At 66.9% G+C, this 26429-nt stretch carries 24 protein-coding genes; 10 read left to right on the top strand and 14 right to left on the bottom strand.

The annotated features are described in order from the left end of the window. Positions 1-14 precede the first annotated feature (14 nt). Positions 15-719, top strand: a complete 705-nt coding sequence (locus G9473_RS04105) for a hypothetical protein (protein ID WP_291136279.1) — start codon at positions 15-17, stop codon at positions 717-719. Then, entirely contained in the window at positions 716-1510 is a 795-nt protein-coding gene (locus G9473_RS04100) for a hydrolase 1, exosortase A system-associated (protein WP_291136277.1), read from the top strand. Before G9473_RS04105 ends, G9473_RS04100 begins: the two co-directional genes overlap by 4 nt. Positions 1511-1513: 3 nt before the next feature. Here G9473_RS04100 and G9473_RS04095 read toward each other — a convergent pair whose 3' ends face one another. The 7 genes from G9473_RS04095 to G9473_RS04065 form a co-directional block, all read right to left on the bottom strand. Further along, positions 1514-2725, bottom strand: coding sequence for a class I SAM-dependent RNA methyltransferase (locus tag G9473_RS04095; protein WP_291136275.1), 1212 nt, complete (start codon positions 2723-2725; stop codon positions 1514-1516). Continuing rightward, positions 2722-4116 (bottom strand): NAD(P)H-hydrate dehydratase, encoded by a 1395-nt coding sequence (locus tag G9473_RS04090; protein ID WP_291136273.1) that lies wholly within the window; start codon positions 4114-4116, stop codon positions 2722-2724. Before G9473_RS04090 ends, G9473_RS04095 begins: the two co-directional genes overlap by 4 nt. Then, positions 4113-4454, bottom strand: coding sequence for a hypothetical protein (locus G9473_RS04085; protein ID WP_291136271.1), 342 nt, complete (start codon positions 4452-4454; stop codon positions 4113-4115). The genes G9473_RS04090 and G9473_RS04085 overlap by 4 nt, the downstream gene beginning before the upstream one ends. Next, positions 4441-6162, bottom strand: a complete 1722-nt coding sequence (gene ilvD, locus G9473_RS04080) for a dihydroxy-acid dehydratase (protein WP_291136269.1) — start codon at positions 6160-6162, stop codon at positions 4441-4443. Before ilvD ends, G9473_RS04085 begins: the two co-directional genes overlap by 14 nt. Positions 6163-6204: 42 nt before the next feature. After that, positions 6205-6927: an N-formylglutamate amidohydrolase gene (locus tag G9473_RS04075; protein WP_291136267.1), complete on the bottom strand. Its 723-nt coding sequence runs from the start codon at positions 6925-6927 to the stop codon at positions 6205-6207. Beyond that, on the bottom strand, positions 6924-7736 hold the full coding sequence (locus G9473_RS04070) for a 4-(cytidine 5'-diphospho)-2-C-methyl-D-erythritol kinase (RefSeq protein ID WP_291136265.1): 813 nt from the start codon (positions 7734-7736) through the stop codon (positions 6924-6926). Before G9473_RS04070 ends, G9473_RS04075 begins: the two co-directional genes overlap by 4 nt. A 239-nt stretch (positions 7737-7975) precedes the next feature. Continuing rightward, complete coding sequence (locus G9473_RS04065) at positions 7976-9622, bottom strand: electron transfer flavoprotein-ubiquinone oxidoreductase (protein ID WP_291136263.1); 1647 nt, start codon at positions 9620-9622, stop codon at positions 7976-7978. Between the two features lie 116 nt (positions 9623-9738). Here G9473_RS04065 and G9473_RS04060 point away from each other — a divergent pair, with 116 nt between their 5' ends. The 7 genes from G9473_RS04060 (at position 9739) to G9473_RS04030 (ending at position 16239) form a co-directional block, all read left to right on the top strand. Continuing rightward, the gene (locus tag G9473_RS04060; RefSeq protein ID WP_291136261.1) at positions 9739-10533 is read left to right on the top strand and encodes a uracil-DNA glycosylase family protein; all 795 of its coding nucleotides are present in this window, start codon (positions 9739-9741) and stop codon (positions 10531-10533) included. After that, on the top strand, positions 10512-12314 hold the full coding sequence (locus G9473_RS04055) for a lytic transglycosylase domain-containing protein (RefSeq protein ID WP_291136259.1): 1803 nt from the start codon (positions 10512-10514) through the stop codon (positions 12312-12314). The genes G9473_RS04060 and G9473_RS04055 overlap by 22 nt, the downstream gene beginning before the upstream one ends. A gap of 15 nt (positions 12315-12329) precedes the next feature. Beyond that, entirely contained in the window at positions 12330-12860 is a 531-nt protein-coding gene (gene moaB, locus G9473_RS04050; protein WP_291136257.1) for a molybdenum cofactor biosynthesis protein B, read from the top strand. A gap of 63 nt (positions 12861-12923) precedes the next feature. Continuing rightward, positions 12924-13958, top strand: coding sequence for a sodium:calcium antiporter (locus tag G9473_RS04045; protein WP_291136255.1), 1035 nt, complete (start codon positions 12924-12926; stop codon positions 13956-13958). Between the two features lie 39 nt (positions 13959-13997). After that, positions 13998-15086 carry a PA0069 family radical SAM protein gene (locus tag G9473_RS04040; RefSeq protein ID WP_291136253.1) on the top strand — a complete coding sequence of 363 codons (1089 nt, stop codon included), beginning with the start codon at positions 13998-14000 and terminating at the stop codon, positions 15084-15086. A gap of 60 nt (positions 15087-15146) precedes the next feature. Continuing rightward, entirely contained in the window at positions 15147-15659 is a 513-nt protein-coding gene (locus G9473_RS04035) for a YbjN domain-containing protein (protein ID WP_291136251.1), read from the top strand. 52 nt (positions 15660-15711) lie between these two features. After that, a complete protein-coding gene (locus G9473_RS04030; RefSeq protein WP_291136249.1) occupies positions 15712-16239 on the top strand; it encodes a YbjN domain-containing protein in 528 nt (175 codons plus the stop codon). A gap of 21 nt (positions 16240-16260) precedes the next feature. Here G9473_RS04030 and G9473_RS04025 read toward each other — a convergent pair whose 3' ends face one another. Together G9473_RS04025 and G9473_RS04020 are read right to left on the bottom strand one after the other, a co-directional pair. Next, positions 16261-16698: a DUF1330 domain-containing protein gene (locus G9473_RS04025; RefSeq protein ID WP_291136247.1), complete on the bottom strand. Its 438-nt coding sequence runs from the start codon at positions 16696-16698 to the stop codon at positions 16261-16263. A gap of 6 nt (positions 16699-16704) precedes the next feature. Beyond that, on the bottom strand, positions 16705-18291 hold the full coding sequence (locus tag G9473_RS04020) for a long-chain fatty acid--CoA ligase (protein WP_291138213.1): 1587 nt from the start codon (positions 18289-18291) through the stop codon (positions 16705-16707). Positions 18292-18508: 217 nt separating this feature from the next. On the opposite strand from G9473_RS04020, the gene G9473_RS04015 reads away from it, so the two are divergent. Further along, positions 18509-19651: an OmpA family protein gene (locus tag G9473_RS04015; RefSeq protein ID WP_291136245.1), complete on the top strand. Its 1143-nt coding sequence runs from the start codon at positions 18509-18511 to the stop codon at positions 19649-19651. Positions 19652-19730: 79 nt separating this feature from the next. Here the strand turns inward: G9473_RS04015 and dnaE are convergent, their stop codons facing one another. The 5 genes from dnaE to G9473_RS03990 form a co-directional block, all read right to left on the bottom strand. Next, positions 19731-23312 carry a DNA polymerase III subunit alpha gene (gene dnaE / locus G9473_RS04010; protein WP_291136243.1) on the bottom strand — a complete coding sequence of 1194 codons (3582 nt, stop codon included), beginning with the start codon at positions 23310-23312 and terminating at the stop codon, positions 19731-19733. A gap of 74 nt (positions 23313-23386) precedes the next feature. Further along, entirely contained in the window at positions 23387-23866 is a 480-nt protein-coding gene (locus G9473_RS04005) for a glutathione peroxidase (protein WP_291136241.1), read from the bottom strand. A gap of 81 nt (positions 23867-23947) precedes the next feature. After that, positions 23948-24229, bottom strand: a complete 282-nt coding sequence (locus G9473_RS04000; RefSeq protein WP_291136239.1) for a hypothetical protein — start codon at positions 24227-24229, stop codon at positions 23948-23950. Positions 24230-24281: 52 nt separating this feature from the next. Further along, complete coding sequence (locus tag G9473_RS03995; protein WP_291136237.1) at positions 24282-24971, bottom strand: ABC transporter ATP-binding protein; 690 nt, start codon at positions 24969-24971, stop codon at positions 24282-24284. Beyond that, on the bottom strand, positions 24964-26238 hold the full coding sequence (locus G9473_RS03990; RefSeq protein WP_291136235.1) for a lipoprotein-releasing ABC transporter permease subunit: 1275 nt from the start codon (positions 26236-26238) through the stop codon (positions 24964-24966). Before G9473_RS03990 ends, G9473_RS03995 begins: the two co-directional genes overlap by 8 nt. Positions 26239-26429 lie beyond the last annotated feature (191 nt).

The raw sequence follows: 26429 nt of genomic DNA, 5'->3' as shown, positions 1-26429 counted from the left end.
GACAGGAGCCTTGCGTGATCGGCACCTGGACGGCCCCGCTTATCGACGGCGCGACGCGCGAGGAACTGCTCTTCTCCTTCGATAGCGGACGCGCGGCCCGGCTAATCGTCCTGCCTGCCTGGTTCGACGAGGCGAACAAGCTGCGCCATTTCACCGTCGAGGTCATGCGGCGGCTCGACGAGGCCGGGATCGACAGTTTCCTGCCCGACCTTCCCGGCTGCAATGAAAGCCTTGCACCGCTGGAGGACCAGACCATCGCGCACTGGCGCGCGGCGGCGCAGGCGGCGACGGAGGCTTTCGCGGCGACCCACGTGCTTGCGATCCGGGCGGGAGCGCTGCTTGCACCCGAGAGCCTTCCCTGCTGGCGCTATGCCCCCCAAAACGGGCCGAAGCAGCTGCGCGGGATGATCCGCGCCCGCACCATCGCCGCGCGCGAGGAAGGGCGCGAGGAAAGCTCCGAGGCGCTGATGGAGACGGGGCGGCGCGAAGGTCTGGTGCTGGCCGGCTGGCCGCTCGGCGCGACTTTCTTCGCCGAATTCGCCGAGGCCGAGCCCGTGCCCTCGGACAACCAGCACCACATTGCGCAGAGCGCGCTCGGCGGCCCCGGCCTGTGGCTGCGCGCCGAACCCGATCACGACGCGGCACAGGCAGACGCGATCGCAAGGATCATCGCGGCGGCCCTTGTCGGCGGCGAGGCGGAGGAGGAGGAGGCACAATGACCCGGCTCCCGCTCGATTTCGGCTGCGGAAGCCTCAAGCTCGCCGGCACGCTCGACACCGCACCGGGCACGACCGGGCTGCTGATCGTCAGCGGCGGAAACGAGATCCGTGCGGGCGCCTTTTCCGGCCAGTCGCTGCTCGCGGCCCGGATCGCGCGGGCGGGCTTTCCCGTATTCCGCTTCGACCGGCGAGGCATTGGCGATAGCGAGGGCGAGAACCGGGGTTTCCGCCATAGTGCGCGTGACATCGCCGCCGCGCTCGAGGCGTTTCGAGCCCTCGCCCCGCAGGTCGACCGGGTGGTCGGCTTCGGCAATTGCGACGCGGCCTCGGCGCTGATGCTGGCGAAGGGCAAGGGGTTCGATGCGCTGGTCCTGTCGAACCCTTGGACGATCGAGGAGGACGGCGATGCAGCTGGCGAGAGCGATCCCACCCCGCCCCCTTCCGCGATCCGCGCGCGCTATGCCGCAAAGCTCAGAAATCCGCGCGAGGTGGCCCGCCTGCTGCGCGGCGGGGTGGACCTCAGGAAACTCGGTCGCGGCCTCGTCAAGTCGCTCGCGCCCGGCCCCGCCCCGTCGAGCCTCGCCGAGGAGATGCGCGCGGGGCTGGCCGAATTCGCCGGGCCGGTGCGCATCCTGCTGGCGAGCGCCGATCGCACCGCGCAGGTCTTTGCCGAAAACTGGGATGCGGCCGACCCGCGGATCGCGCGCTGCGAGGGCGCGGGCCATGCCTATGACCGGCCCGAGCATCGCGACTGGCTCGACGGACAGATCCTCGCCGCCCTGCGGGCCTAGGGGTCAGGCGCGCTCGAACAGGCTGACGAGTTCGACATGGGTCGACCAGCGGAACTGGCCGACCGGGCGCAGCTTCGCGAGCCGGAAGCCGCCTTCGGCGAGCCGCGCCGCATCGCGCGCCCAGCTCGACGGGTTGCAGCTGACATAGCAGACGCGGGGCACGTCGCTCGCGGCGATTTCGGCGACCTGCGCCTTGGCTCCGGCGCGCGGCGGGTCGAGCAGCACCGCATCGAAGCGCGCGAGTTCGCTCGCCTGCAAGGGCGCGCGGAACAGGTCGCGGTGAAGCGCGAGCGCCCTTCCCCCGGTGCGCGCGGCGGCGGCCTTGAAGGCGAGATGCGCGACGCGCTCGGCCTCCACGCCGAGCACCTTGCGACCTTCGGGCCCGTCCCCGAGCAGCGCGAAGGCGAAGGTGCCGAGCCCGGCGAAAAGATCGCCGAGGATGCGCGCTTCGCCCAGCCAGTCGCAGGCATCGGCGGCCATACGCGCCTGCGCGTCCTCGGTCGCCTGCAGGAACGCACCGGGCGGGAGGCCGACGGGCATTCCCGACAGGGTGACCGTCACGGGGTCAGGCTCCCACACCGTCTCCGGCCCGTAGCCCTGGTCGATCGACAGCCGGGCGAGGCGATGCTCCCGCGCGAAATCGAGCGCCGCCTCGGTCGCGGCAAGGCCATCGAGCGCGATGTTCGACAGGGCCAGGTCCACACCCTGATCGGCAAGGCTCAGCTGCGCCTCGATCCCGCCCTTGCCGCCATGCGCGGCGATGAAGGCGCGCAGCGGCGCGACGAGGGCGAAGAGTTCTTCGCGCAGGACCGGACAGGCTGTCATGTCGACGATCCGGTGCGAGCCGCCTTCTCGGAACCCGAGCACCGCGCCCTTCTGCGTAGCAAGGCCGTGGAGACTCGCACGGCGACGGCTGGCGGGCGGCGAGAGGTGGACGGGGAGCACCTCGCCCGGCTCGACGCCCTGCCCGCCTGCCGCGTTGACCACCCGGTCGCGGACGAAATCGGCAAGCACGTCCTCGTCGGCGTGCTGGAGCTGGCAGCCGCCGCAGGGGCCGAAATGGGGACAGGGCGGCGTGACATGGTGGGGGCCGCGGAGCACGGTGCCGTCCTCCGCAAGCCGGTCGCCCGGCACGGCGCGCGCGACATGGCGACCGTCGGGGGTCACGCCGTCGCCCTTGGCAGCAATGCGGACGATCTCGCCGGGCTCGCTCACGCTACAAGCGCCGCGGCAAGGCTGCGCGAGGCGGCGCGCGCGAGCTCTTCCGCCGTGAAGGCAGGACCGCACAGCCGCGCGGCCTCACCGTGAAGCCAGACCGCTTCACAGGCGGCTTCAAAAGCCTCGCAGCCTGTCGCGAGCCGGCTCGCAATGATCCCGGCGAGCACGTCGCCCGTGCCCGCGACCGACAGCCAGCTCGGCGAAGGCGCGGCAAGCGCGAGTGTTCCACCGGGAGCGGCGACCACCGTGTCGGGGCCCTTGGCGACGACCACCATCCCGCTCGTTGCGGCGAGCGCCCTCGCCCTGTCGCGGCGTCCTTCGGCGCGCACGGCGAAATTCTCGCACAGGGTCGCGAGTTCCCCGTCGTGCGGCGTTGCGATCAGCGTTCCCTTGCCGATCATGTCGGGCCGCAGCAGCATCAGGGCATCGGCATCGAGCACCATCGGCCTGTCCGAACCCAGCGCCGTTTCGAGCCGCGCTCGCGCGGCATCGCTGCGTCCGAGGCCGGGGCCGCACAGCAGCGCGTCGATCCGATCATCGCCCAGCGCCTCGGCCAACTCCGACGTATCGACCACGAGATCGGCGGGCGGCGCGGCGGGCGCGGTCTCGGCGAGCAGCTTGACATAGCCCGCGCCCGAACGCTGGGCGGAGAGCGTTGCTAGCAGGCTGGCCCCCGGCATTTCGCCTGCAACGATGGCGCAAAGGCCGCGGCGATACTTGTGGCTGTCGCGCTCCGGCGGAGCGATCCGGGGCCGTTCAATCAACCGAGCCGCGCCCTCGATGGGAGCGATCCCGATGGGAACAAGCCGCTTCGTGCCCATCTTTGCCCGGCCCGGCAGGCTCCAGTGGGCGAATTTCCAAGCGCCGAGCGCAAGCGTGAGGTCGTAGTCCGGCAGCTTCTCGTTGAGCAGTTCGCCGCTGTCGCTGGCAATCCCCGAAGGCAGGTCGACCGCAACGCGCATCGGATGGCGCCCGGCAAGGTCACGCAGCAAGAGCGCCAGCTCGCCCGACAGCGGCCGCGCGAGGCCGGTGCCGAACAGGCAATCGACGAGCACCTCCGCCCGGACATCGCGGCCAGAGGATCGGACCGGCCCTTCGAACCGCCCGCGCGCCGACTGCGCTGCATCGGTCTTGGGCTCGATCGGGGCCACTACTTCGACCCGGTTGCCCGCTTCGGCAAGCCGACGGGCAATGACATAACCATCGCCGCCATTATTGCCGGGACCGCACAGGACCGTGACCGAACGCCCGGCGGCGAGGCGGCGGACCCACTCTGCCGCACCCCCGGCGGCGATCTCCATCAGCTCCGAAACGCTCGTGCCGCTATCGAAGATCGCCTGCTCGGCGGCCTGCATTTCGCTGGCAGTCAGGATCTGGCTGTCGTTCATTCCGGCTCGCCCGCAGGGGGAAGGCGGTAGCGGTCGCCTGCGACGGTGAACTCGATGCCGCTCGCAGCGTCGAGTGCGACCATGACCAGCGGCTCGGCCCCGTCGAGCGGGAGCAGGGTGGAGCGCTCCATCACGAAGCGCCGGAAGCCGCCGCCCGGATGGTGGATAACGAGCATTTCGCGCCCCTCCTCCAACGCCCGCCTTTCGAGCACGCATTCGTCCGCGAATTCTGCCCCCGGCCCGATCGCGCAGGCGATGGTCTCGCCTTGCGGAGCGCCCGCCTCTGGCGCGCAGGCTGAGAGCCCCAGAGCGAGGAGAGCCGCGCTAGATATCCGCAAAGCAGTGTTTCTCGGCCTTGGCCCCCGGATGGGTGAGCGCGCCGTAGCGCGCCGGGCCAACGGTTTGCGAATAGCGCCAGAGCGTGCCCGACTGGTAATCATGCTCGCGCGGTTGCCACGCCTTGCGCCTCTCTTCCAGCACCGATTCCTCGACTTCGAGGTCGATCGTGCCGGCGACCGCGTCGATGGAGATGATGTCCCCGTCCTCGACCAGCGCGATGGGACCGCATTCCGCCGCTTCCGGACCGACATGGCCGATACAGAAGCCGCGCGTCGCACCCGAGAAGCGCCCGTCGGTGATGAGCGCGACCTTCTCGCCCATCCCCTGCCCGTATAGCGCGGCGGTGGTGGAAAGCATCTCGCGCATTCCGGGGCCGCCCTTGGGCCCTTCGTAGCGGATGACGATCACGCTGCCTTCCGCGATGTCGCGCGCCTCCACGGCCGCGAAAGCATCCTCCTCGCGATCGAACACCCGCGCTGGGCCGGAGAACTGGAGCCGGGCCATGCCGGCAACCTTGACGATCGCCCCGTCGGGCGCGAGCGAGCCCTTGAGCCCGACGACGCCGCCGGTGGGGGTGATCGGGTTGGAGACCTCGTAGAAGACCTTCTGGTCGGGGTTCCAGGTGATCTCCTCGATGTTCTCGCCCAGCGTCTTGCCGGTGACGGTGATCGGTTCGGGATCGATGAAGCCGCCGTCGAGCAGCGTCTTCAGCGCCATGTAGACGCCGCCCGCCTCGTGCATATCCTTGGCGACATATTTCCCGCCGGGCTTCAGGTCCGCAATGTAAGGGGTTGTTTTGAAGACTTCCGCCACGTCGAACAGGTCGAAATCGATCCCTGCCTCGTTCGCCATGGCCGGAAGATGCAGGGCCGCATTGGTCGAGCCGCCGGTCGCCGCGACGACGCGCGCCGCGTTCATGAAGGCGGCGCGCGTGGCGATGTCGCGCGGTCGCAGTTGCTTCTCGACAAGGTTCATCACCTGCTTGCCCGCCGCGCGCGCGATTTCCTCACGCGACTTGTAAGGAGCGGGCGCCATGTTGCTGTTCGGCAATGACAATCCGATCGCCTCGCCGACGCAGGCCATCGTGTTGGCCGTGAACTGGCCGCCGCAGGCGCCGTGGCCGGGACAGGCGACCTTTTCCAGCGCGATCAGCTCCTGCAGGGGGCAATTGCCCGCCGCGTGCTGGCCGACCGCCTCGAACACGTCGACAACGGTGACGTCCTCGCCCTTGTAGGTGCCGGGCAGGATCGAGCCGCCATATACGAAGATCGAGGGCACGTTCAGCCGCAGCATCGCCATCATCATGCCCGGCAGGCTCTTGTCGCAGCCCGCGAAGCCCACCAGCGCATCATAACAATGGCCGCGCACCGAAACTTCGACCGAATCCGCGATCACCTCGCGGCTGACGAGCGAGCTTTTCATGCCCTGGTGGCCCATCGCGATCCCGTCGGTCACGGTAATCGTGTTGAAGCGCCGCGGCGTCCCTCCCCCGGCGATCACGCCTTCGCGCGCGATGTCGGCCTGCGCGTTCAGGGTCGTATTGCACGGCGCGCTGTCGTTCCCTGCGCTGACCACGCCGACGAAGGGCTGTGCGATCTCCTCCTCGGTCATGCCCATCGCGTAGTAATAGGAGCGGTGCGGCGCGCGCTCGGGGCCGACCGAGACGTGGCGGCTGGGCAGTTTCGACTTGTCGAAGCGTTCGGACATTTTCTTTCCCGTCACTGGCTGTTTCGCGCAACAGCCCTGCCTTCAGGAAAGCGCCAGCGCAACCCTTCCGACGACGTCCGCGAGCAGATCGGCCCAGCGCGATTGCTGGGCGCGGGTCGTGATGTGGTCCTGGCGGATCTCGAAGAAGCAATAGGGCCGCCCGTGCGCCTCGGCGTGGCGGTTCATCGTCGCGTTGAGTTCGGCTCCCGAATAGGGCTCGTTCTCGCCCACGTTCAGCCCCTCGTCGCGCAGGAAGCGGATGGCGTGGCGCGCCGCGCGGTCGTCGGTGTTCCACAGGAGTGAAACGTCCCACGGGCGCTCCTCATCGGTCGATGCCATGCGCGGCGTGAAGGAATGAAGCGATACGATAAGGCCGGGCTGCGCGGCTTCGAGCCATTCCTCGAGCGCGGCGTGATAGGGGCGGTGGAAACGGTCGAGCCGCCCTTCGATATCGGCACCGATATTGCCGGGGATCACGTATCCGTCGCTCGCCTCGGGGACGACGTTCGGGTGGTCCTCCTCGCGGTGGAGGTCGCACACGAGCCGGCTGACTGTGGCAAGGTGCGCGGGGATGCCGTGCCGGTTTGCCATGCGGGTCGCGACGCCCGCGACGCCGATGTCGATAGCGACGTGCTCCTCCAGCAATTCGGGCGCGATGCCGACCGGAATGTCCTCGGGCACGTGGTTCGAGGCATGGTCGGCGACGCAGACGATCCCGCCCGGCGTCGGCGTTCCGATATGGCGGAAGGGCTGTCCGTCGATCACCGCAGCTTGCCCTTGAGTTGCCACCAATCGGGATGGTCCGCCGCGATGCGTTCGGCGGCCGCTTCGCGCTCGGCCTCGCTGTCGTAAAGCGCGAAGCAGGTCGCGCCCGAGCCGGACATACGGACGAGCCATGGGTCGGTGCAGCGGAGCGCATCCAGCACGTCGGCGATCACCGGGCATAGCGAAATGGCGGGGGCTTCTAGGTCGTTGCGTCCCTCGAAGGCGATGTGCCGGGCGGGGCCTTCGGGCAGAGCGCCACGGTCCTTTCCATCCCACGCCTTGAACACCGGCCCGGTCGACAGCGGCACGCGCGGATTGACGAGGTGGACGGGGGTTCCGGCGAGGTCGTCCTCCACCTCAACCTGCTCGGTCCCGGTCCCGCGCCCGATATGGGTGCGGCTGAGGACACAGGCGGGCACGTCGGCGCCGAGTTTCGCAGCGCGCTCCTGCCAGTCGTCCGGCAGGCCATGAAGCGCCTCGACGATCCGGAACACCGCCCCCGCATCTGCCGAGCCGCCGCCGAGGCCAGCTGCGACGGGGAGGTTCTTTTCCAATGTGATCGCAAGGCCCTGTGAGCGTGGGAGCGCAGCGAGCCCCTTGGCGACGAGGTTGTCGAACGGGTCCTCGATCCCGCCCGCGAATTCGCCGAGCGTCGTAACGTTGTCGTGCTCCGCCGGAGAGGCGCTCAGCACATCGCCCGCATCGACGAAGGCGAACAGGGTTTCGAGCTCGTGATACCCATCCTCCCGCCGGCTGCGGACGTGCAGCGCGAGGTTGATCTTGGCGTAGGCGGTTTCGGTGCGTTTCACGCGCTGCCCGGTTCAATCCCAAATTGGGTGGCCAACGCGGACTTGCTCAAATCTGTGACACGCTTGCCGCGAAACTTCGCCTCTCTTCCTAGCGGAAGACCTTCTTCCGTCAGGATGCGGACAGCAAGCCCGTCCGGCGTGTCAGAAAACTCGAACTCTTGCCCAAGATAGGCATTCCTGAGGGCACGGAGAAGCCGTGTCCTGAATTGAGGAGTGCGGGCATCCATAATCGCGCCGAATCACATATTCGGATAATTCGGCCCGCCGCCACCCTCCGGCGTCACCCAGTTGATGTTCTGGTTGGGGTCCTTGATGTCGCAGGTCTTGCAGTGGACGCAGTTCTGCGAGTTGATCACGAACTGCGGCTCCTTGCCCTCTTCCTCGACCCATTCGTAGACGCCTGCCGGACAATAGCGCGCCGATGGCCCGCCATAGACTTCCAGCTCGCTTTCCTTCTGAAGCTCGCGATCCTTGAGCTGGAGGTGGCAGGGCTGGTCCTCGGCGTGGTTGGTGTAGCTGAAGGCGACGTTGGTAAGCCGGTCGAAGCTGATTTCGCCATCGGGCTTGGGATAGTCGATCTTCGGGTAAAGGTCCGCGCGGCCGGTCATCTCGTGGTCGCGGTGGTGCTTCATCGAAATCGGCAGGCCGATCTTGAGCGTGCGCATCCACATATCGATGCCCGCAAGCGCCGTACCGATGTCGCCGCCGTACTTGGCGACGGCGGGCTGGGCGTTCTGGACCTTCTTGAGCTCATCCGCGATCCAGCTCGAACGCAGCGTGCTGTCGTAGTCCGACAGCTCGGTCTTCTCGTGGCCCGCCGCGATAGCCGCGGCGATGCTTTCGGCGGCGAGCATCCCGCTCTTCATCGCGGTGTGGCTGCCCTTGATCCGGGGCACGTTGACGAAGCCCGCCGCGCATCCGATCAGCGCGCCTCCGGGGAAGGCGAGCTTGGGCACGGACTGCCAGCCGCCCTCGTTGATCGCGCGCGCGCCATAGGCGACTCGCTTGCCGCCTTCGAGATATTCGCGGATCGCGGGGTGCTGCTTCCAGCGCTGGAATTCCTGATAGGGCGAAACCCACGGGTTCTTGTAGTCGAGCGCGGTGACGAAACCGATCGCGACCTGCCCGTTCGCCTGGTGATAGAGGAAGCCCCCTCCCCAGGTGTCGCTTTCGGAAAGCGGCCAGCCCTGCGTGTGGATGACGCGGCCCGGCACGTGTTTGGCCGGATCGATGTCCCACAATTCCTTGATGCCGAGGCCGTAGACCTGCGGCTGGCAATTCGCCTCGAGGTCGTATTTCGCCTTCATCCGCTTGGTCAGCGAACCGCGCGCGCCCTCGGCGAAAAGGGTATATTTCGCATGGATCTCCATGCCGGGCTCGTAGTCGGGCTTCTTCTCGCCCTTCGCGTCGATGCCCATGTCCTGCGTGATGACGCCCGCGACCGCTCCGTTGTCGTCGATGATGACGTCGGCCGCCGGGAAGCCGGGGAAGACCATGACGCCCAGCGCCTCGGCCTGTTCGCCGAGCCAACGGGTCATGTTGCCGAGCGAGCCGGTGTAGCAGCCGTGATTGCTCATCAGCGGGGGCATGATCGCGTGCGGGAGCGAGGTCTTGCCGCCCTTGGACAGCATCCAGTGCCAGTTGTCGGTCACCGGCGTCTCGGCCATCGGGCAGCCCTGATCGCGCCAGTCGGGGATCAGTTCGTCGAGCGCCTTGGGATCGACCACCGCACCCGAAAGGATATGCGCCCCGATTTCGGAGCCCTTTTCGAGCACGACGACCTCGAGTTCCTCGTTCAACTGCTTGAGACGGATCGCCGCCGACAGGCCGGCCGGCCCGCCGCCCACGATAACGACATCGCAGGGCATTGATTCACGTTCGCTCATGCGCTCTTGTATTCCTTCGTTTCCGGCTGGACGCCCGCAGGCGCGCGAGATCCCCCTCGTCTTGCCCTTGCACTTGCTAACTGCCCCCCGGACAGTCAAGACCCGCAATGGATAGCATGACCGCCCAAGACCCCGTCCTCGCCCGCGAACTGGCCGCCTATCGCGAATGGTGGCGATTGGCGGGCGTGGACTGCGACTTCGTCGATGACGCTACGGCATGGCTTGCCGAGCCGGAGACGACCGCGCCGGTCGAAGCGACCAGCGCAGCGCAACAACTCCCGCCTGTCACCCGGCCTGTCGCATTGTCCGGACAGCCGCTTGCACCAGATGCACCCCCGCTAGCCCCGCCGCCGGACCTGCTCGGCGATTCGCCGCCCGCAACGCTCGATGAATTCAGCGAATGGTGGATGACTGCCCCCGGCCTCGACGCGGTCGGCCCGCGCGGACGTGTTCCGCCGCGCGGGGCGGCGGGTGCTGCGCTGATGGTGCTGGTGATCCACCCCGAGGAAGGCGACCGCGAACGGCTCCTGTCGGGACCCCAGGGCCGGCTGCTCGACGCGATCCTCGCGGCGATGGGCTGCACACCGAACGATGCCTATGTCGCAAGCGCCCTGCCGCGCTTCACCCCGATGGCCGATTGCCCCGCCGAAGCCGCGCGCGGCATGGATGCGGTCCTTGCTCACCACATCGAACTCGCCGCGCCGCAGCGGATCGTCGCATTTGGTGCAGGGCTTGCCGCGCTTATCGGCTCCGAAGACAAAAAGGATTACGGAAATTTACGTAAGTTCAACCATAAGCCGCCAAATATGCCGGTCTTGGTGAGCGAGGATCTCGACAGCCTCATGTCGATGCCCCGACTCAAGGCCCGGTTCTGGCGGAGATGGATCGAATGGTCGGCCACGCAGGCGTGACGCACAACACAATCACAAGTCGCATCATTGCCGCTCTAGCAGCCTTGGTGGGCGCGGGCGTGCTCTCGGCGGCAACTCCCCTCGCCGCGCAACCGACCGCGAGCATGGTCGCGCATTACGACCGGGGCTCGCGCCACGAAGCCGAACTTCCCGCCGTCCTTTCCGAGCGTGAGCGCGAACACTACCGGGCGATCTTCGCCGCGCTCGACCGGGAGGAATGGGAGACGGTTGATCGGCTGCTCGCCGGTGACGACGGCGTGCTGAAGCAGGTCGCGCTCGCCGAATATTACACCCATGCGCGCAGCCCCAAGGTCAGCGCCGAGCAGATAGCGGCATGGTTCGCGCTCGGCACGGACCTGCCGCAGGCCGATCAGCTCGGCCGGCTCGGGGCGAAGCGCGGGCTCGAATACGTCCCGCCGCTTCCGCAAGCGCAGGCGCTCTCCCGCCAGCCCGCCGCCAGCAAGCGCATCCGTCCGCGCACCATCGAGGACGGGACGATGCCGCAGTCGGTCCGCGCGGCGATCCTCGATGCGATCCGGGGCGACGATCCCGCCACCGCCCAGCGCCTGCTGGCCGAGGTCGATGCAAGCCTCAGCCCCGAAGCGCGCGCCGAATGGCGCCAGCGGGTGGCGTGGAGCCACTACATCGAAAACGACGATGCGGCCGCCTTGGCGCTCGCCGAAACCGTCGCCGAGGGCAGCGGACCGTGGGTCGCCGAAGGCGAATGGGTCGCAGGGCTCGCCGCATGGCGCCTCGGCTATTGCGCGCTCGCGGCGGAAAGCTTCGCCGAGGCGGCGCGGCTTTCGACCAATGACGAGCTTACCACTGCGGCGCATTACTGGGCGCACCGCGCGCTGGTGCGTTGCCGCGAGCCGGGTGAGGCGCAGGCGCATCTGGCCGCTGCGGCACGCTATCACGAAACGCTCTACGGAATGCTCGCCGCGGACCAGCTCGGCATCGAATTGCCCGCCGAGACCGAACCCGAAGCCTTCACACGGGACGATTGGCGCGCGCTCGAGCGGCGCGGCAATGTCCGCGTGGCCGCCGCACTGGTCGAGATCGGGCGCTATGCCCTCGCCGACGAGGTGCTGCGGCACGAGGCGCGGATCGGGCCCGCACGCGACTATCCCACCCTTGCCCGGATCGCGCGCGAACTCGGCCTGCCGTCCACCCAGCTGTTCATGGCCCACCACGCTCCCTACGGGATGCGCTCCGAAGGCGCGCTGCGCTTTCCGGTCGCGCGCTGGCAGCCGCGCACCGGGTGGCGGGTCGATCCCGCGCTTGCCTTCGCCCATGCGCTGCAGGAGTCCAATTTCCGCGCCGCCGCCGTGAGTCCCGCGAATGCGCGCGGCCTGATGCAGATCATGCCGACGACCGCGCAGGACCATAACCGCCGCCTCGAACTGGGCGCGAGTTACGACGACCTCAACGATCCCGAGGTCAATCTCGCCTACGGCCAGCAGCATCTCGAAATGCTCCGCGACAGCGGCGCGACCGGCGGATTGCTGCCCAAGATCATGGCGGCCTACAATGCCGGGCTCACCCCGGTCGACCGCTGGAACACCGAGATCAGGGACCAGGGCGATCCTCTCCTTTGGATGGAATCGATCCCCTACTGGGAAACCCGCGGCTATGTCGCGATCGTGATGCGAAATTACTGGATGTACGAGCGCGCCGCCGGGGTTCCCTCGCCCAGCCGCCGCGCGCTCGCACAAGGACGCTGGCCTGTCTTCCCGCAGATGTCTAAGGTTCGCACGGCGAGGTACGAACAGGAAGACTGAAGGGGGCCGCACCTAATGGCGATCGACGAAACGAAGGACTTCGTTGCCATCAATATCGCCGTGCTTACGGTCTCCGACACCCGCACAGCCGAGAACGACACATCAGGCGACATTCTCGCCCAGCGCATCGCTGCCGCCGGGCACAATCTTGCCGCGCGCGACATCGTGCGCGACGATGCCGCCCTGCTGGTCGAGCGACTCGACGCGTGGATCGACGATCCCGCAATCGACGCGGTCGTCTCGACCGGTGGCACGGGACTGACAGGCCGAGACGTGACACCCGAAGCTCTCGCCCGGATTGAAGGCGCGCGAGACATTCCGGGCTTCGGCGAATTGTTCCGATGGGTCAGCTTCAACACCATTGGCACCAGCACGATCCAGTCGCGCGCCTGCGCCGTGGTGGCGCGCGGAACCTATATCTTCGCCCTGCCCGGATCGAACGGCGCGGTGAAGGACGGCTGGGACAATATCCTCGCTGAACAGCTCGACGCGCGCAACAGGCCGTGCAATTTCGTCGAGCTGATGCCGCGCCTCAAGGAAAGCTAGGGGCGGAACAAAGCCCCGCGCACCCGGATTGGTCTGGCATCACGCCGCCATCCGGGAGCTTCCTTGCTCGACCTCGCCCAGTATTCGACCACCACGCTTGGCCTCGCCTTTGCCGCCTGCGCCGTGGTGATCGCGGTTTTCGGATCGAAGATGGCCGGTTATGCCGACGTTATCGCGGACCGGACGGGGCTTGGCGAAGCGCTCATCGGGTCGGTCCTGCTCGGCGCGGGAACGAGCATCGCAGGCATCGTCACTTCGACCAGCACGGCGGCGAGCGGGGCGGCCGACCTCAGCGTTTCCAACGCCTTGGGCGGGATCGTCGCGCAGACCATGTTCCTCGCGCTCGCCGATGTCTTCTACAAGAACGTCAATCTCGAACACGCCGGGGTGAGCGCGGTCAATCTCGGGCAAGCGACGGTGCTGATCGTGCTGGTCGCCCTGCCCGTCATGGCCTGGGCCGCGCCGCCGATCACGCTGTGGGGCGTGAACCTGCTGAGCCCGGTGCTGATCGCGGTCTACCTTGTCGGGCTGCACAACGCGCACCGCATTCACCAGGAGCCGATGTGGCTGCCCAAGCAGACCAAGGACACGCAGGAGGACGAATCGAACGACGACGACGAGGGCCAGTCGCTTGCGACCCTGTTCGCGCTGTTCGGCGGGCTGGTCCTCGTCGTCGGCTTTTCCGGCTACATCGTGGGCGAAACGGGCCTCGCCCTGTCGGAGCGGTTGGGGCTGTCGGGCAGCCTCGTCGGCTCGCTCGGCACGGCGACCGTCACATCGCTGCCCGAACTCGTCACCACCATCGCTGCCGTGCGCCGGGGGGCGCCGCAGCTCGCGATCGGCGGGATCGTGGGCGGCAATATGTTCGATTCGCTGTTCGTCGCGGCGAGCGACTTCGCCTATCGCGAAGGCAGCATCTACCACGCCATATCCGACGCGACGGTGTTCTGGATGGGGCTCGTCATCGTGATGACCGCGGTCCTGCTGCTCGGCCTGCTGCGACGCGAGCGCGAGGGTCCGGGCAAGATCGGCTGGGAATCGGTCGCATTGATCGGCTTGTGGGGGATCGGGGCCGGCTTGCAGATATGGCGCGGATAGCGCTCGACACGCGCACTTGTTCCTTTTATGTTCCGCGCCATGCCCGACACCCAGCGCACCGCCCTCAAGGGACGCGGCGCCGCTTCCGCGCGCACGCCGTCCCGCTTCGGCCTCGCCTCGCGCGAGGTGGATGGCGACTGGCGCGACCATGTCGCCGCGCTCGACGGGCCGCCCGTCGCGCTTCGCACGACCGTTACCGAAGAACGCCCTCGCTCGATCCTGAGCTTCAACCGATCGCCCGACGTTCCCTTCGACCGTTCGATCAACGCCTATCGCGGCTGCGAGCACGGCTGCATCTACTGTTTCGCCCGCCCCACCCATGCCTATCTCGACCTCTCGCCCGGTCTCGATTTCGAAACGCAGCTTTTCGCCAAGCCGGGCGCGGCGCGACTGCTGCGCGAAACGCTGGCGAAGCCGGGTTATCGCCCCCGACCGATCGCACTCGGCACGAACACCGATCCATATCAGCCGATCGAGCGCGACTGGCGGATCACGCGGCAGATTCTCGAACTGTGCCGCGAGGCGCGCCACCCGGTGACGATCACGACCAAATCGGACCGCGTGCTCGACGACCTTGACCTGATCGCGGACATGGCACGCGAAAAACTCGTCGCCGTGGCGATTTCGGTCACCACGCTCGACCCTGGCCTGTCGCGCAAGCTCGAACCGCGCTGCGCCGCCCCTGCCAAGAGGCTCGCCGCGCTTGGCAGGCTGGTCGAGGCGGGCGTTCCCACACATTGCTCGGTCTCGCCCGTGATCCCGGCGATCACCGACCAATTCATGGAAGGCATTCTCGCCGAGGCAGGCAAGCTGGGCGTGCCGAGCGCGGGCTGGATTCCGCTGCGCCTCCCGCACGAGGTCGCCCCGCTGTTCCGCGAATGGCTCGAGGTCCATTATCCCGAGCGCGCGGGAAAGGTCATGAGCATCGTGCGATCCATCCGTGGCGGGCGGGACAACGACCCCAATTTCGGCACGCGGATGAAGCCCGAAGGCGTTTGGGCCGACCTCTTTCGCAGCCGCTTTTGTATCGCTGCAAAGCGCGCCGGGATCGGCAAGCATCGCTTCGAACTCGACTGTTCGCGCTTTTGCCCGCCTTCGCCCGAAGGGCAGCTCGACCTTTTCGGCTGAGGGGTTTTCCTTGTCGCAGAGACGCTTGCGCTTTACCCCTCGCACCGGACGGGGAGGCTGATGAAACGGATTTCGACGATAATGGTGAGCGCGGTGCTGCTGGCTGGTCCTGCCACGCCGCTGGCCGCTCCGCTCTCCGCGCAGGCCGAGCCGCCCGCCGTGATCGAATCGCTCGAGGATGCGACCCTGCGCGAGGCCCTCGCTGCATTGGGTGCCGAGGCAACGCCCCTCGACGAGGAGGCGCTGGTGCTGCGGGTCGCCTTTCCCGGCGGCGGGATCGCTGTCTTGCGGCGTTCAGGGTGCGAGGCGCAGGCGTGCCGGGGCCTGTTGATGACCAGCCTCTTCACCCCGCCCGAAGGCCGCGATCCGGCCACGGCGGAACGGATCGCGCGGCGCTTTTCAGCCACCTTCAACCCGGCCAGCGTGATCGTGAACGAGCGCGGCGAGCACTTGCTCAAGTCATACCTCGTGCTCGACGGCGGAGTGACGCGCGAAAACCTCGTCATCAGCCTCGGCCTGTTCGCGCTCGGTATCGCGCAATATGGCGAAGCGCTTTATGGACCCGGCGAATAGACGGTAAGAAGCCGCCCGGCGCCCGGCGCCCAGGCCGTAAAGGGGAAACGGAATGAAACGCACCACTCTCTTCATCGCGCTCGCCGGGCTTATGGCGGCGGCAGTCGCCGGGCCGGCCGCGGCGCAGGAGAGCGAGCCTCTCGAGACCTTCTCCCGCGCCGACCTGATCGCGGCGCTCGAAGCGAACGGGGCCATGTATGAGGAACTTGCCGACAGCCGCAGCATCAACGTCACTTTCGCGTCGGGCGTGTTCGCCAATGCCGTGCTGCTCGCCTGCACCGACGACGACCTCGAACTCGAATGCTACGGCACTTCGATCCTCGCCACGTTCAACCGCGAAGGCCGCTCCGACGCCGAAGTGGCGCAGGCGATCAACACTTACAATTACCGCGAGAATTTCGGCCGCGCCTATGTCGATCCCGACGGGACGATCTCGGTCCGGCTCTACATCATCGCCGACGGCGGCATCACGCGCGAGAACTACAAGCGCCAGATCGAGTTGTGGGAGAACTCGCTCAACGACTTCTTCGACTATCTCTACGGCGAGGAAGAATCCGAAGGCGAGGACGGCGCGGCCTGAGGCCCGTCGCGCGATCCGGGATCAGCCGAAGCCCTCGCCCGCCTCGCCGGGGCTGAAGCGCACCAGCCGGCTATCGACCAGGGCGGCGGTGCGGTTCACCACGGCTTTGGCGTAGTCCGGGTCCTTGATCATCTCGAAGAAGGCAGCCGCGCTCGGATACTGGGCGACGAAGCCGTCGTGCCAGGTTTCGAATTCCGGCCCCGTCACCATCGTCCGGAACGCCCCGCGCCAGACGATCGACCCGCCCACGCGGCGGAAGATCGGGCCTGATGTCTTGCCGTATTCCTCATAGGCGCGGCGTCCGCTCCAGCCTTTGCCCGCGTGTTCGTGGCCTTCGGGATACTCGGCCTTCTCGCGGTAGAGCAGCAGGTTGAGCATATGGATAGGCTCGTCGCGGGGCAGCTTCTTGAACTGCTCGAAATTCTCGCGCGAGGGGTCGATATAGGTTTCGCACTCCATGAAGAATCAGGCCCCGAGCTTGTAGTCAGAAAAGCGATCACGCAGATCCTTCTTCGAGATCTTGCCCGTCGCCGTGTGCGGGATCTCGTCGATGAACTCGACCGCGTCCGGAAGCCACCATTTCGCGACCTGCGGACGAAGGTGCTCGATGATCTCCTCGGAGCTGACCTCGGCATCGGCCTTCTTCACGATGAACAGCACGGGGCGCTCATCCCACTTGGGGTGCGGCATCCCGACGCAGGCCGCCTCGGCGACGGCGGGGTGGCCACCCGCGGCGTTTTCCAGTTCGACCGAGCTGATCCACTCGCCGCCCGACTTGATCACGTCCTTGGTGCGGTCGGTCAGCTGGAGCGTGCCGTCGGGGTGGAGGATTCCCACATCGCCGGTATCGAACCAGCCCTCGTTGTTGACCGCGTCCTTTTCGGCCTTGAAATAGCGCTTGATGATCCAGGGCCCGCGGATCTGCAGCGCGCCCGAGGTCTTCCCGTCGCGCGGCAGTTCGGTCACCATGTCGTCGAGATCGACCGTGCGCAGCTCGACGCCGAAGATCGGGCGGCCCTGCATCGTGGTCTTCTGAACCTTCTCCTCGAAGGTGAGCTGGTCCCAGTCCCAGGTCGGCCCGCCGACCGTGCCGATGGGGCTGGTCTCGGTCATGCCCCAGGCGTGCTGGACGCGGGTGCCGTTCTTCATCAGCCGCTCGATCATGAATTTCGGAGCCGCCGAACCGCCGATGGTCGCGGCTTTCAGCGGCGGCAGGTCGAGCCCGTTCGCGTCGCAATACTGGAAATGCGCGAGCCACACGGTCGGAACGCCCGCGCTGTCGGTCACCTTCTCATCGATCATCAGCTGGTGGAGCACGGCCGGGTCATTCACCGCCGAGAACACGAACTTGATACCCGCCATCGCGCCCGCATAGGGCAGGCCCCAGCTTGCCGCGTGGAACATCGGCACGACGGGCAGCATCACCGAAGAGCCCGAGAAATTGAACGCCGCCGGCTGCAGCCCGGCGATCGCATGAAGCACGGTCGAGCGGTGCTCGTACTGCACGCCCTTGGGATTGCCTGTCGTGCCGCTTGTGTAACAGATCATGCACGGGTCACGCTCGTCGCCCGTGACCCATTCGAAATCGCCGTCCTCGGCACCGATCCAGTCCTCGAAGGCGGGCGCGTTCTCGCCGCTGTCGTAGCAGACGTAGTGCTCGATCGTGGGCCAGCGGTCCTTCATCTTGTCGACGATCGGCTGGAACGCCGCATCGTAAAGCAGCACGCGGTCCTCGGCGTGATTCACGATGTATTCGAGCTGGTCCTCGAACAGGCGGGGGTTCACGGTGTGCAGCACCCCGCCCATGCCCGCAACGCCGTACCAGCTGACGAGATGGCGCGAATGGTTCATCGCGAGGCTCGCCACCCGCTCGCCCGGCTTGATCCCGAGCCGCTGCAGCGCCTGCGCCATCTTGAGCGCATCGCGTCGGATGCCAGCCCAGTCGGTGCGAGTCACGCTGCCATCGGCCCAGCGGGTCACGATCTCGCGCCCGCCCGCCTCGCGCGCGGCGTGATCGATCACCGCCGTGATGCGCATGGTCCAGTCCTGCATCGCGCCTAGCTTTGCCACTTTCGTCTCTCCCCTTGTCCCAAAAGGGCCCCTGTAAGCAGGGGCGTGAATCCCGTGAAGCGCCGTTCATGCCGACCCTCGCCGCGCTTGGCAATCGCCGGAAACGCGCAAATGCGACAGCGTGGTGAAACGCCTGTCACGGCTTTGCCACGGATGTTTCCTATCGCGCACGACAGGATCACCGAACGAGAGGACGGACATGACCAGATTGGCGATGCTTCTTGCGGGATCGGCCGCAATTCTCGCTGTTCCCGCGCAGGCGCGCGACGGGCAGCTTTACGTGGGTATCGACGGGGGGATCATCCTTGACGACCAGGTCGATATCGACATCGACACCGGCCGGCCCGACGGGCTGCAGGAGAACGCGGCCTTCATCGACACCAATACAGGGTTCGACGGCGACATCGTGTTCGGCTACGATTTCGGTGCCTTTCGGCTCGAAGCTGAGGGCGGCTACAAGAGCATCTATTCCGACAGCGTGACGATCGTGAACCCGGCTTTTGCGCCGGGCACGGGCCTTGGCACGGGCGATGTCGTCAATAACGAGCAGAACATCCGTGTCCTCTCCGGCATGGCCAACGGGATTTTCGAATACGGCAAGGACGTGCAGCTCTTCGCCGGCGGCGGCGTGGGTTTCGCCAATGTCGATCTCCCGGTCGAGGTGCCCGGCGTGGGCACGCTGGTGGACGACAGCGCGACCGACTTCGCCTGGCAGCTGATCGGCGGCGTGCGCTTCGCGGTGAGCGACAATCTCGATCTGGGCGTGAAGTATCGCTATTTCGTGATCGACGAATTCGAATTCGAAAGCGCCTTCGGCGACCCGCTCGAAGCCGATTTCCAGAGCCATTCGATCCTCGCGAGCCTGCGCTACAATTTCGGCGGCGCGCCCGAGCCCGTGATGGCACCCGAGCCGGAGCCCGCCGCTCCGCCGCCCCCTCCTCCTCCGCCGCCGCCGCCTCCTCCGCCTCCGCCCCCGCCCCCGGCTCCGGCGTGCAACACGGGGCCCTACATCGTGTTCTTCGATTTCGACGAATCCGCGATCACGGCCGAAGCGGCGACGATCCTCGATGCGGCGGTGACGGCCTATTCGAACTGCGGCACGGCCAATGTCATGCTGGCCGGCCACACCGACCGGGCGGGAAGCGTGACCTACAACATGGCGCTCGCCGCCCGCCGCAACGCGTCGGTGCGCGATTACCTGACGGGCCGCGGCATTCCCGATGGGCGCATCTCGAGCGAAGCCTTCGGCGAATCGCAGCCGCGCGTCCCCACCGCGGACGGCGTGCGCGAGGCGCAGAACCGCCGGGTCGAGATCACGTACGGCCCCAATTCGGGAATGTGATCGCCTCGCGCGATGAAAAGGGAGAGGGGCCGGCTCGTTCCGGCCCCTTTTTCATGTCGGCCCATTCTCAATAGGAAGGTCAGGCGACGAGGCGCAGGTTCGCCTTGCCCGATGCCCCGCCACGAGCAGGGCCGAGTTCGAGATTGTCGATTCCCGGCACGCCCGCAAGCCGCTCGATCGTCTCGCCGCTCAGCACGTAGTCGCGCCCGAGCCGCACCGGCACGTGCCCGCCGTGTTCGAGCGCGAGGCGCACCACCACCTCGCCGCAGCCCATGCCAGGCTCCATACCCACCTGGTCCGCGGCCATGTCCAGCTCGACCTTGAGTTCGAGCAACGCATCGACGCTCGAAATATCCGCCTTCAGCCGCATCGGGGTCGAGCCGCTCACGCTCGCCAGCAGCCTCGCTCCGCGGATCGTGAGGCGCGGCGGGTCGGAGGGATCGGGCGCGTCGAGCTCGACATCGAGCAGCACGCATTCCCCGCTTTCGGCCCAGCGTTCGAATTGCGGAACGAGCGCTTCCTCGAAACAGGCCGACTGGAACTGGCCCGACAGGTCGGAGAAATCGACCCGCACGTAGTCCTTGCCCCGCTTCGTGCGGGCCTTCTGCGCCTTTTCGACCATCGCCGCCATCACGGCCGCCCCGCTGCCGCCCGTCTCCATCAGCGCCTGATAGGTCCGCGCCCCGTTGGCGAGCGCGACATCGCGGAATTCCTGGATCGGGTGGCCGGAGAAATAGAAGCCGAAATTCTCGCGTTCCTTCGCCATGCGCTCGGCCCGGCCCCATTCCTCGCAGCGAGCAAGACGCAGGGTTTCGCCGGGCGCTGCATCCCCGCCAAACAGGCCCGCCTGCCCGCTGGTCCGCTCGCGCATGGCGGCCTCGGCGACTGCGAGCAGGTGTTCGGCATTACCGTAAACCAGCGCGCGGTCGGGTTCGAGCGCATCGAGCGCGCCCGCGCTGGCGAGCGCTTCGAACTGGCGGCGGTTCATCGCGCCGTGGGGGATGCGCTCGCAGAAGTCCTGCAGGCTTGCGAAAGGCCCGTTCGCCTCCCGCTCGGCGACGATCGCCTCCATCGCCTTTTCCCCGACATTGCGGATCCCCGCGAGCGCATAGCGCACCGCGTAGCCGCGATCGGTCTGCTCGACGGTGAAGCGCGCTTCGGAGGAATTGATACAGGGCGGCAGAAGCTCGATCCCGCCCCCGGTCCCCGGATAGCGCCGTGCATCGTCGACGAAGACGGCGAGCTTCTCCGACTGATGCATATCGAAGCACATCGAGGCGGCGTAGAATTCCTCGGGATAATGCGCCTTCACCCAGCCGGTCTGGTAGGCGAGCAGGGCATAGGCGGCGGCGTGGGACTTGTTGAAGCCGTAGCCCGCGAACTTGTTGATCAAGTCGAAGAGTTCGTTCGCCTTGGCCTCGCCGATGCCCGATACCCGCGCGCAGCCCTCGATGAAGATGGCGCGTTGCTTGTCCATCTCGGCCTGGTTCTTCTTGCCCATCGCGCGGCGCAGCAGGTCCGCATCGCCGAGCGAATATCCGGCGAGGATCTGCGCGGCCTGCATGACCTGTTCCTGGTAGACGAAGATACCGTAGGTTTCCTCGAGGATTCCGGCGAGCTTCTCGTGCGGGTATTCGATCGGGACGACCCCGGCCTTGCGCTTGCCGAACAGGTCGATGTTGTCCATCGGCCCCGGCCGATACAGCGAGACGAGCGCGATGATGTCGCCGAAATTGGTCGGCTTCACCGATTTGAGCGTGCGCCGCATCCCTTCGGATTCAAGCTGGAACACGCCGACCGTGTTGCCCGCCTGCATGAGCTCATAGACCGCCGGATCGTCCAGCGTCAGCGCGCCAAGGTCAATCTCGATACCCCGCCGTGCCAGCAGGTCGACCGCCTTCCTAAGCACCGAAAGCGTCTTGAGGCCGAGGAAGTCGAACTTGACGAGGCCCGAGCTTTCGACGTGTTTCATGTCGTATTGCGTCACCGGCATATCCGAACGCGGATCGCGGTAGAGCGGAACGAGCTGCGACAGGGGCCGGTCGCCGATCACGACGCCCGCGGCATGGGTCGAGGAATTGCGCGGCATCCCCTCCAGCTGCATGGCGAGGTCGATGAGGCGCTTGACCTCGTTGTCGTTTTCGTATTCGCGCCGGAATTCCGCTACCGGGGGCGAGCGGTGGCCGTCCTTGTTCGACTTGCCATGGAGGGCATCGTCGAGCTTCCACGGATCGGCCGCCGCGTTCGGGACCATCTTGCACAGCTTGTCGACCCGGCCATAGCCCATCTGCAGGATGCGCCCGCAATCGCGCAGCACCGCGCGCGCCTTCAATTTTCCGAAAGTGATGATCTGCGCGACGTGGTCGTGGCCGTATTTCTTCTGGACGTAGCGGATCACCTCGCCGCGGCGAGTTTCGCAGAAGTCGATGTCGAAGTCGGGCATCGAGACGCGCTCGGGATTGAGGAAGCGTTCGAACAGCAGGCCGAGCCGGATCGGGTCGAGATCGGTGATGGTGAGCGCCCAGGCGACCAGCGAGCCCGCGCCCGAGCCGCGCCCGGGCCCGACCGGAATGCCCTGTTCCTTGGCCCACTTGATGAAGTCGGCAACGATCAGGAAGTAGCCGGGGAAGCCCATCTTCACGATGATGTCGATTTCGTATTCGAGCCGGTCGAAATAGGCGCGGCGCTCCTCCTCGGCCATCTCGCCATAGGGTTCGAGCCGCGCCTCCAGCCCCCGGCGCGAATCCTCCGCCAGCATCTTCGCCTCGCCCTCCTGATCGCCGGCAAGGCTCGGCAGGATCGGCGCGCGGTTGGGCGGCGCATAGGCGCAGCGCTGCGCGATGACGAGCGTGTTGGCGATTGCTTCGGGCAGGTCGGCGAAGATTTCCGCCATCATCCGGTCGGATTTGACGAAAGCCTGCGGATTGGAATGGGGGCGGTCCTCGGCATCGATCTGCGAGGAATGGGCGATGCACAGCATGGCATCGTGCGCCTCGTGCATATGGGGCGTGTCGAAATTGGCCGGATTGGTCGCCACAAGGGGGAGTTCGCGGGCATAGGCGAGGTCGATCAGCGCCTCTTCGGCGGTCTCGCAGACGGGATCGCCGTGGCGCGCGATCTCGATATAGAGCCGCCCGGGAAACAGCCGGTCGAGCCGGTCGCACAGCGCCCTTGCCGCCGTGTCCTGCCCTTCGGCGAGCAGCCGGGTGAGCGCACCCTCGCCCGCCCCGGTGAGCGCGATCAGCCCGTCGGTGCGCCCTTCGAGATCGTCCATCGTCACGTGCGGATCGAATTCGAGCGGGCGGTCGAGATGCGCCTTGGAAACGAGGTGGCACAGGTTGTCGTAGCCGCGCTCGTCCTGCGCGAAGAGCGGTAGGTAATCGATCGGGATCTTGTTCGACCCGATCGCCCCCTGCGAAGCCGCGCCCGAAGGCCCGTCGCGCGCGACGCCCAGAAGCGTGCCGATGATCGGCTGCACGCCCTCCCCCTTGCAGGCCGATGCGAACATGACCGCGCCGTAAAGCCCGTCGCGGTCGCAGATCGCGATCGCGGGAAAGGCGAGGTCCTTCGCCAGCTTGGCAATCCGCTTGGGATCGATCGCCCCTTCGAGCATCGAATAGGACGAAAGCACGCGCAAGGGGACGAAGGGAGCGAAGGCCATAGGCGCAATCTAGGAAATCGCCGCGGATTCGATAAGCGCGCCCGCGCCCTATTTCTCCACAGCCGAAAGGGCGCTCAAAGCAGCTTCTCGATGTCCTTGGCGATGCCTTCCGGCTTGTCCTGCGGGCCATAGCGTTTGACGACATGGCCCTCGCGGTCGATCAGGAACTTGGTGAAGTTCCACTTGATCGAGGTCGAGCCCATCAGGCCCTTGGCCTCGGTCTTCATCCAGTCGAAAAGCGGGGAGGCATCGGGGCCGTTCACATCCACCTTCGCCATCAGCGGGAAGGAGACGCCGAAATTGACGCGGCAGAACTCGGCGATCTCGTCGGCGCTGCCCGGTTCCTGCGCGCCGAACTGGTTGCAGGGAAAGGCGAGGACTTCGAAATCCTTCTCCTTGAAGCGCTGATAGAGCGCCTCGAGCCCGTCATATTGCGGGGTGAAGCCACATTTCGACGCCGTGTTGACGACGAGGAGGACCTTGCCCTTCTTGGACGCGAGGTCGAGCTCCTCGCCGCGATTGGTGGTGACGGTGAAATCGGCGATGGTGGTCATTGGTGATCCCCTGCTTGGACAAGCTCCGCCCCCTTGCTCCGCCAGCGGGGCGGCCAAAGTCAAGCCGGCATCGCCGTCACCTCACGCGCGATAGGGGAAATCGTCGCGCTTGGAGAGTTCGACCGCCTCGGCGGCAGAATATTCGCGGTCGCCCGCCTTTTCGATGACATAACGCTCGCGCTCGCCTTCGGGCAGGGAGACGATGTGGCGGATCATCTCGGCGAAGGTCCCGCGGCGGATCGCCTTGGCCCCGTCGAAAATGCCGTCCCCGTCATCGGCGGCGTGCAGCGCGGCGCGGTCCTCCCACGCGGTCTCGCCGCTCTTTTCGGGCGTGCCGTCATAAGTGCTGGGATGGTCTGACATCTTCGTTCCTCCTTCGCTTCATCAACATCCGGGAGGCGCTTCGGGTCCGGCGCTATTCGAGATGCCCTTCGCGCAGGCGCACCACGCGGTCCATGCGCTTGGCCAGGCGTTCGTTGTGGGTCGCAACCAGCGCCGCGCTGCCCTCGCCCCGGACGAGGTCGAGGAACTGCGCGAGCACGGTGTCCGAGGTCGCCTCGTCGAGATTGCCGGTCGGCTCGTCCGCCAGCACCAGCGTCGGCCGGTTGGCGAGCGCGCGGGCGACCGCGACGCGCTGCTGCTCGCCGCCCGAAAGCTGGCTCGGGCGGTGGGTCAGACGATGGCCGAGGCCGAGGCTGGAGAGCAGCGAGTCGGCGCGCTCTTCCGCCTCGGCGCGGGTGCGCCCTGCGATCATCTGCGGCATGACGACATTCTCGCGCGCGTCGAAATCGGGCAGCAGGTGGTGGAACTGGTAGACGAAGCCGAGATGCTCGCGCCGCAGCCGCGTGCGCCCGTCGGTCGGCAGTTTCTCGGCCTGTTGTCCGGCGATCATGATCGAACCGGAAAACCCGCCTTCGAGCAAGCCCACCGCCTGCAGCATGGTCGACTTGCCCGAACCCGAAGGACCGAGCAGCGCCACGATCTCGCCCGGCATGATGTCGAGATCGACGCCGCGCAGCACGTCGATGCGCTGGCCGCCCTGCTCGAAGCTCCGCTCGAGCCCCCTCAGCGCCACGATGGGCGCGCTCTCGCCGCCGCTATTCATAGCGCAGCACCTGCACCGGATCGGTGTTCGCGGCCTTCAATGCCGGGTAGAGCGTCGCGAGGAAGCTGAGCACCAGCGCGAGCGCGGTGATCGCGAGGATTTCCCACGGGTCGGCGCGCGCGGGCATGGTCGAAAGGAAGCGCACCTCGGGATCCCACAATTCCTGCCCGGTGACGAAGGCGATGGCCTGCACGATCTGTTCGCGGAACAATAGCACCACCGCGCCGAGTATGAGGCCGGCGATGGTCCCGATCGCGCCGATGGTGGTGCCGGTGGTGACGAAGATCTTGAGCAGGCTGCGCCGCGTCGCGCCCATCGTGCGCATGATCGCGATGTCGCGGGTCTTGGCGCGGACCAGCATGACAAGGCTCGAAAGAATGTTGAAAGCGGCGACCAGAACCATGAAACTCAAGGCAAAGCCCATCGCGGCACGCTCAACCTGCAGCGCCTCGAACAAGGCCGCGTTGATCGTCTTCCAGTCGGCGACCACCGCGCGGCCGGCGTAGTTCTCCTTCACGGGTGCAAGGATTTCGCCCACCCGGTCGGCATCCTCGACCGTCACCTCGATCATCCCGATGGCATCACCCATCAGCAGCAGTGACTGCGCGTCGGGGATCGGCATGATGATGAATTTCTCGTCGTAGTCGTAGACCCCGACCTCGAAGATCGCGCCGACCTCGTAGGGGACGCGCCGGATCGAAGTGCCGAAGGGGGTCGAGCGCCCCTGCGGGTTGATGATCGTGATCGTGTCGCCCACCCGCGCGCCGATGTTCTGCGCCAGCCGCGAGCCGATCGCGACGGCGCCGGCAGCCGGCCCGGTCTCGCGGCGAAGGCTCGGCGCGGCGTCGGGAGCAAGCGCCTCGATCTCGCCCGCGACGATCTTGTCGCCAAGCTCGGCGATATCCTCGTCCGTCTGCCCGCGCACGAGGATTGCGACCGTGCGTCCGTTGAAACTGACCAGCAGCGGCTGTTCGATCAGCGGGCTGGCGCTCACCACGCCCTCGGTCGAACGCACGTCCTCGAGCACGCTTTCCCAGTCGTCGAGCTTGCCGCCATAGGCCTGGACGATGGCATGGCCGTTCAGCCCCACGATCTTGTCGAGCAATTCGCCGCGAAAGCCGTTCATCACGCTCATCACGATTACCAGCATGGCGACCGAGAGCATGACGACGCCGACCGAGATCCCGGCGACGAGCGCGATGAATGCCTCGCCCTTGCCGGGCCAGAGGTAACGCTTGGAGATCATCCATTCGAAGGGTGAGAGCATGAAAGTGCGTCTTGCCGCCGGTTGCTGAACGCTGCCTGTAGGCGCTGGCCCGGTTCCCCGCAATGGCCCCCGCAAGGGCTGCTCGCTTTGTCGCGCTGTAACATTACTGTCACGAAAAAGCCGGGCACCGATGCCCACCCCGCCCTTGTAATCCAGCGGTAACATCGCCATTGGGGACGCGACGGTGGGGG

Source organism: Erythrobacter sp., from assembly GCF_011765465.1.
Taxonomy (GTDB): domain Bacteria; phylum Pseudomonadota; class Alphaproteobacteria; order Sphingomonadales; family Sphingomonadaceae; genus Erythrobacter.
This window is presented reverse-complemented; position numbering and strand designations above follow the sequence as displayed.

Excerpts from the sequence above, each read along its gene's own strand:
- G9473_RS04055 (WP_291136259.1), top strand. The coding sequence starts at position 10,512 with ATGGTCGGCCACGCAGGCGTGACGCACAACACAATCACAAGTCGCATC.
- G9473_RS03995 (WP_291136237.1), bottom strand. The coding sequence starts at position 24,971 with ATGAATAGCGGCGGCGAGAGCGCGCCCATCGTGGCGCTGAGGGGGCTC.
- G9473_RS04090 (WP_291136273.1), bottom strand. The coding sequence starts at position 4,116 with ATGAACGACAGCCAGATCCTGACTGCCAGCGAAATGCAGGCCGCCGAG.
- G9473_RS04100 (WP_291136277.1), top strand. The coding sequence starts at position 716 with ATGACCCGGCTCCCGCTCGATTTCGGCTGCGGAAGCCTCAAGCTCGCC.
- G9473_RS04030 (WP_291136249.1), top strand. The coding sequence starts at position 15,712 with ATGAAACGCACCACTCTCTTCATCGCGCTCGCCGGGCTTATGGCGGCG.
- moaB (WP_291136257.1), top strand. The coding sequence starts at position 12,330 with ATGGCGATCGACGAAACGAAGGACTTCGTTGCCATCAATATCGCCGTG.
- G9473_RS04060 (WP_291136261.1), top strand. The coding sequence starts at position 9,739 with ATGACCGCCCAAGACCCCGTCCTCGCCCGCGAACTGGCCGCCTATCGC.
- G9473_RS04000 (WP_291136239.1), bottom strand. The coding sequence starts at position 24,229 with ATGTCAGACCATCCCAGCACTTATGACGGCACGCCCGAAAAGAGCGGC.
- G9473_RS04005 (WP_291136241.1), bottom strand. The coding sequence starts at position 23,866 with ATGACCACCATCGCCGATTTCACCGTCACCACCAATCGCGGCGAGGAG.
- G9473_RS04065 (WP_291136263.1), bottom strand. The coding sequence starts at position 9,622 with ATGAGCGAACGTGAATCAATGCCCTGCGATGTCGTTATCGTGGGCGGC.
- G9473_RS04040 (WP_291136253.1), top strand. The coding sequence starts at position 13,998 with ATGCCCGACACCCAGCGCACCGCCCTCAAGGGACGCGGCGCCGCTTCC.
- ilvD (WP_291136269.1), bottom strand. The coding sequence starts at position 6,162 with ATGTCCGAACGCTTCGACAAGTCGAAACTGCCCAGCCGCCACGTCTCG.
- dnaE (WP_291136243.1), bottom strand. The coding sequence starts at position 23,312 with ATGGCCTTCGCTCCCTTCGTCCCCTTGCGCGTGCTTTCGTCCTATTCG.
- G9473_RS04020 (WP_291138213.1), bottom strand. The coding sequence starts at position 18,291 with ATGCAGGACTGGACCATGCGCATCACGGCGGTGATCGATCACGCCGCG.
- G9473_RS04035 (WP_291136251.1), top strand. The coding sequence starts at position 15,147 with ATGAAACGGATTTCGACGATAATGGTGAGCGCGGTGCTGCTGGCTGGT.
- G9473_RS04025 (WP_291136247.1), bottom strand. The coding sequence starts at position 16,698 with ATGGAGTGCGAAACCTATATCGACCCCTCGCGCGAGAATTTCGAGCAG.
- G9473_RS04015 (WP_291136245.1), top strand. The coding sequence starts at position 18,509 with ATGACCAGATTGGCGATGCTTCTTGCGGGATCGGCCGCAATTCTCGCT.
- G9473_RS03990 (WP_291136235.1), bottom strand. The coding sequence starts at position 26,238 with ATGCTCTCACCCTTCGAATGGATGATCTCCAAGCGTTACCTCTGGCCC.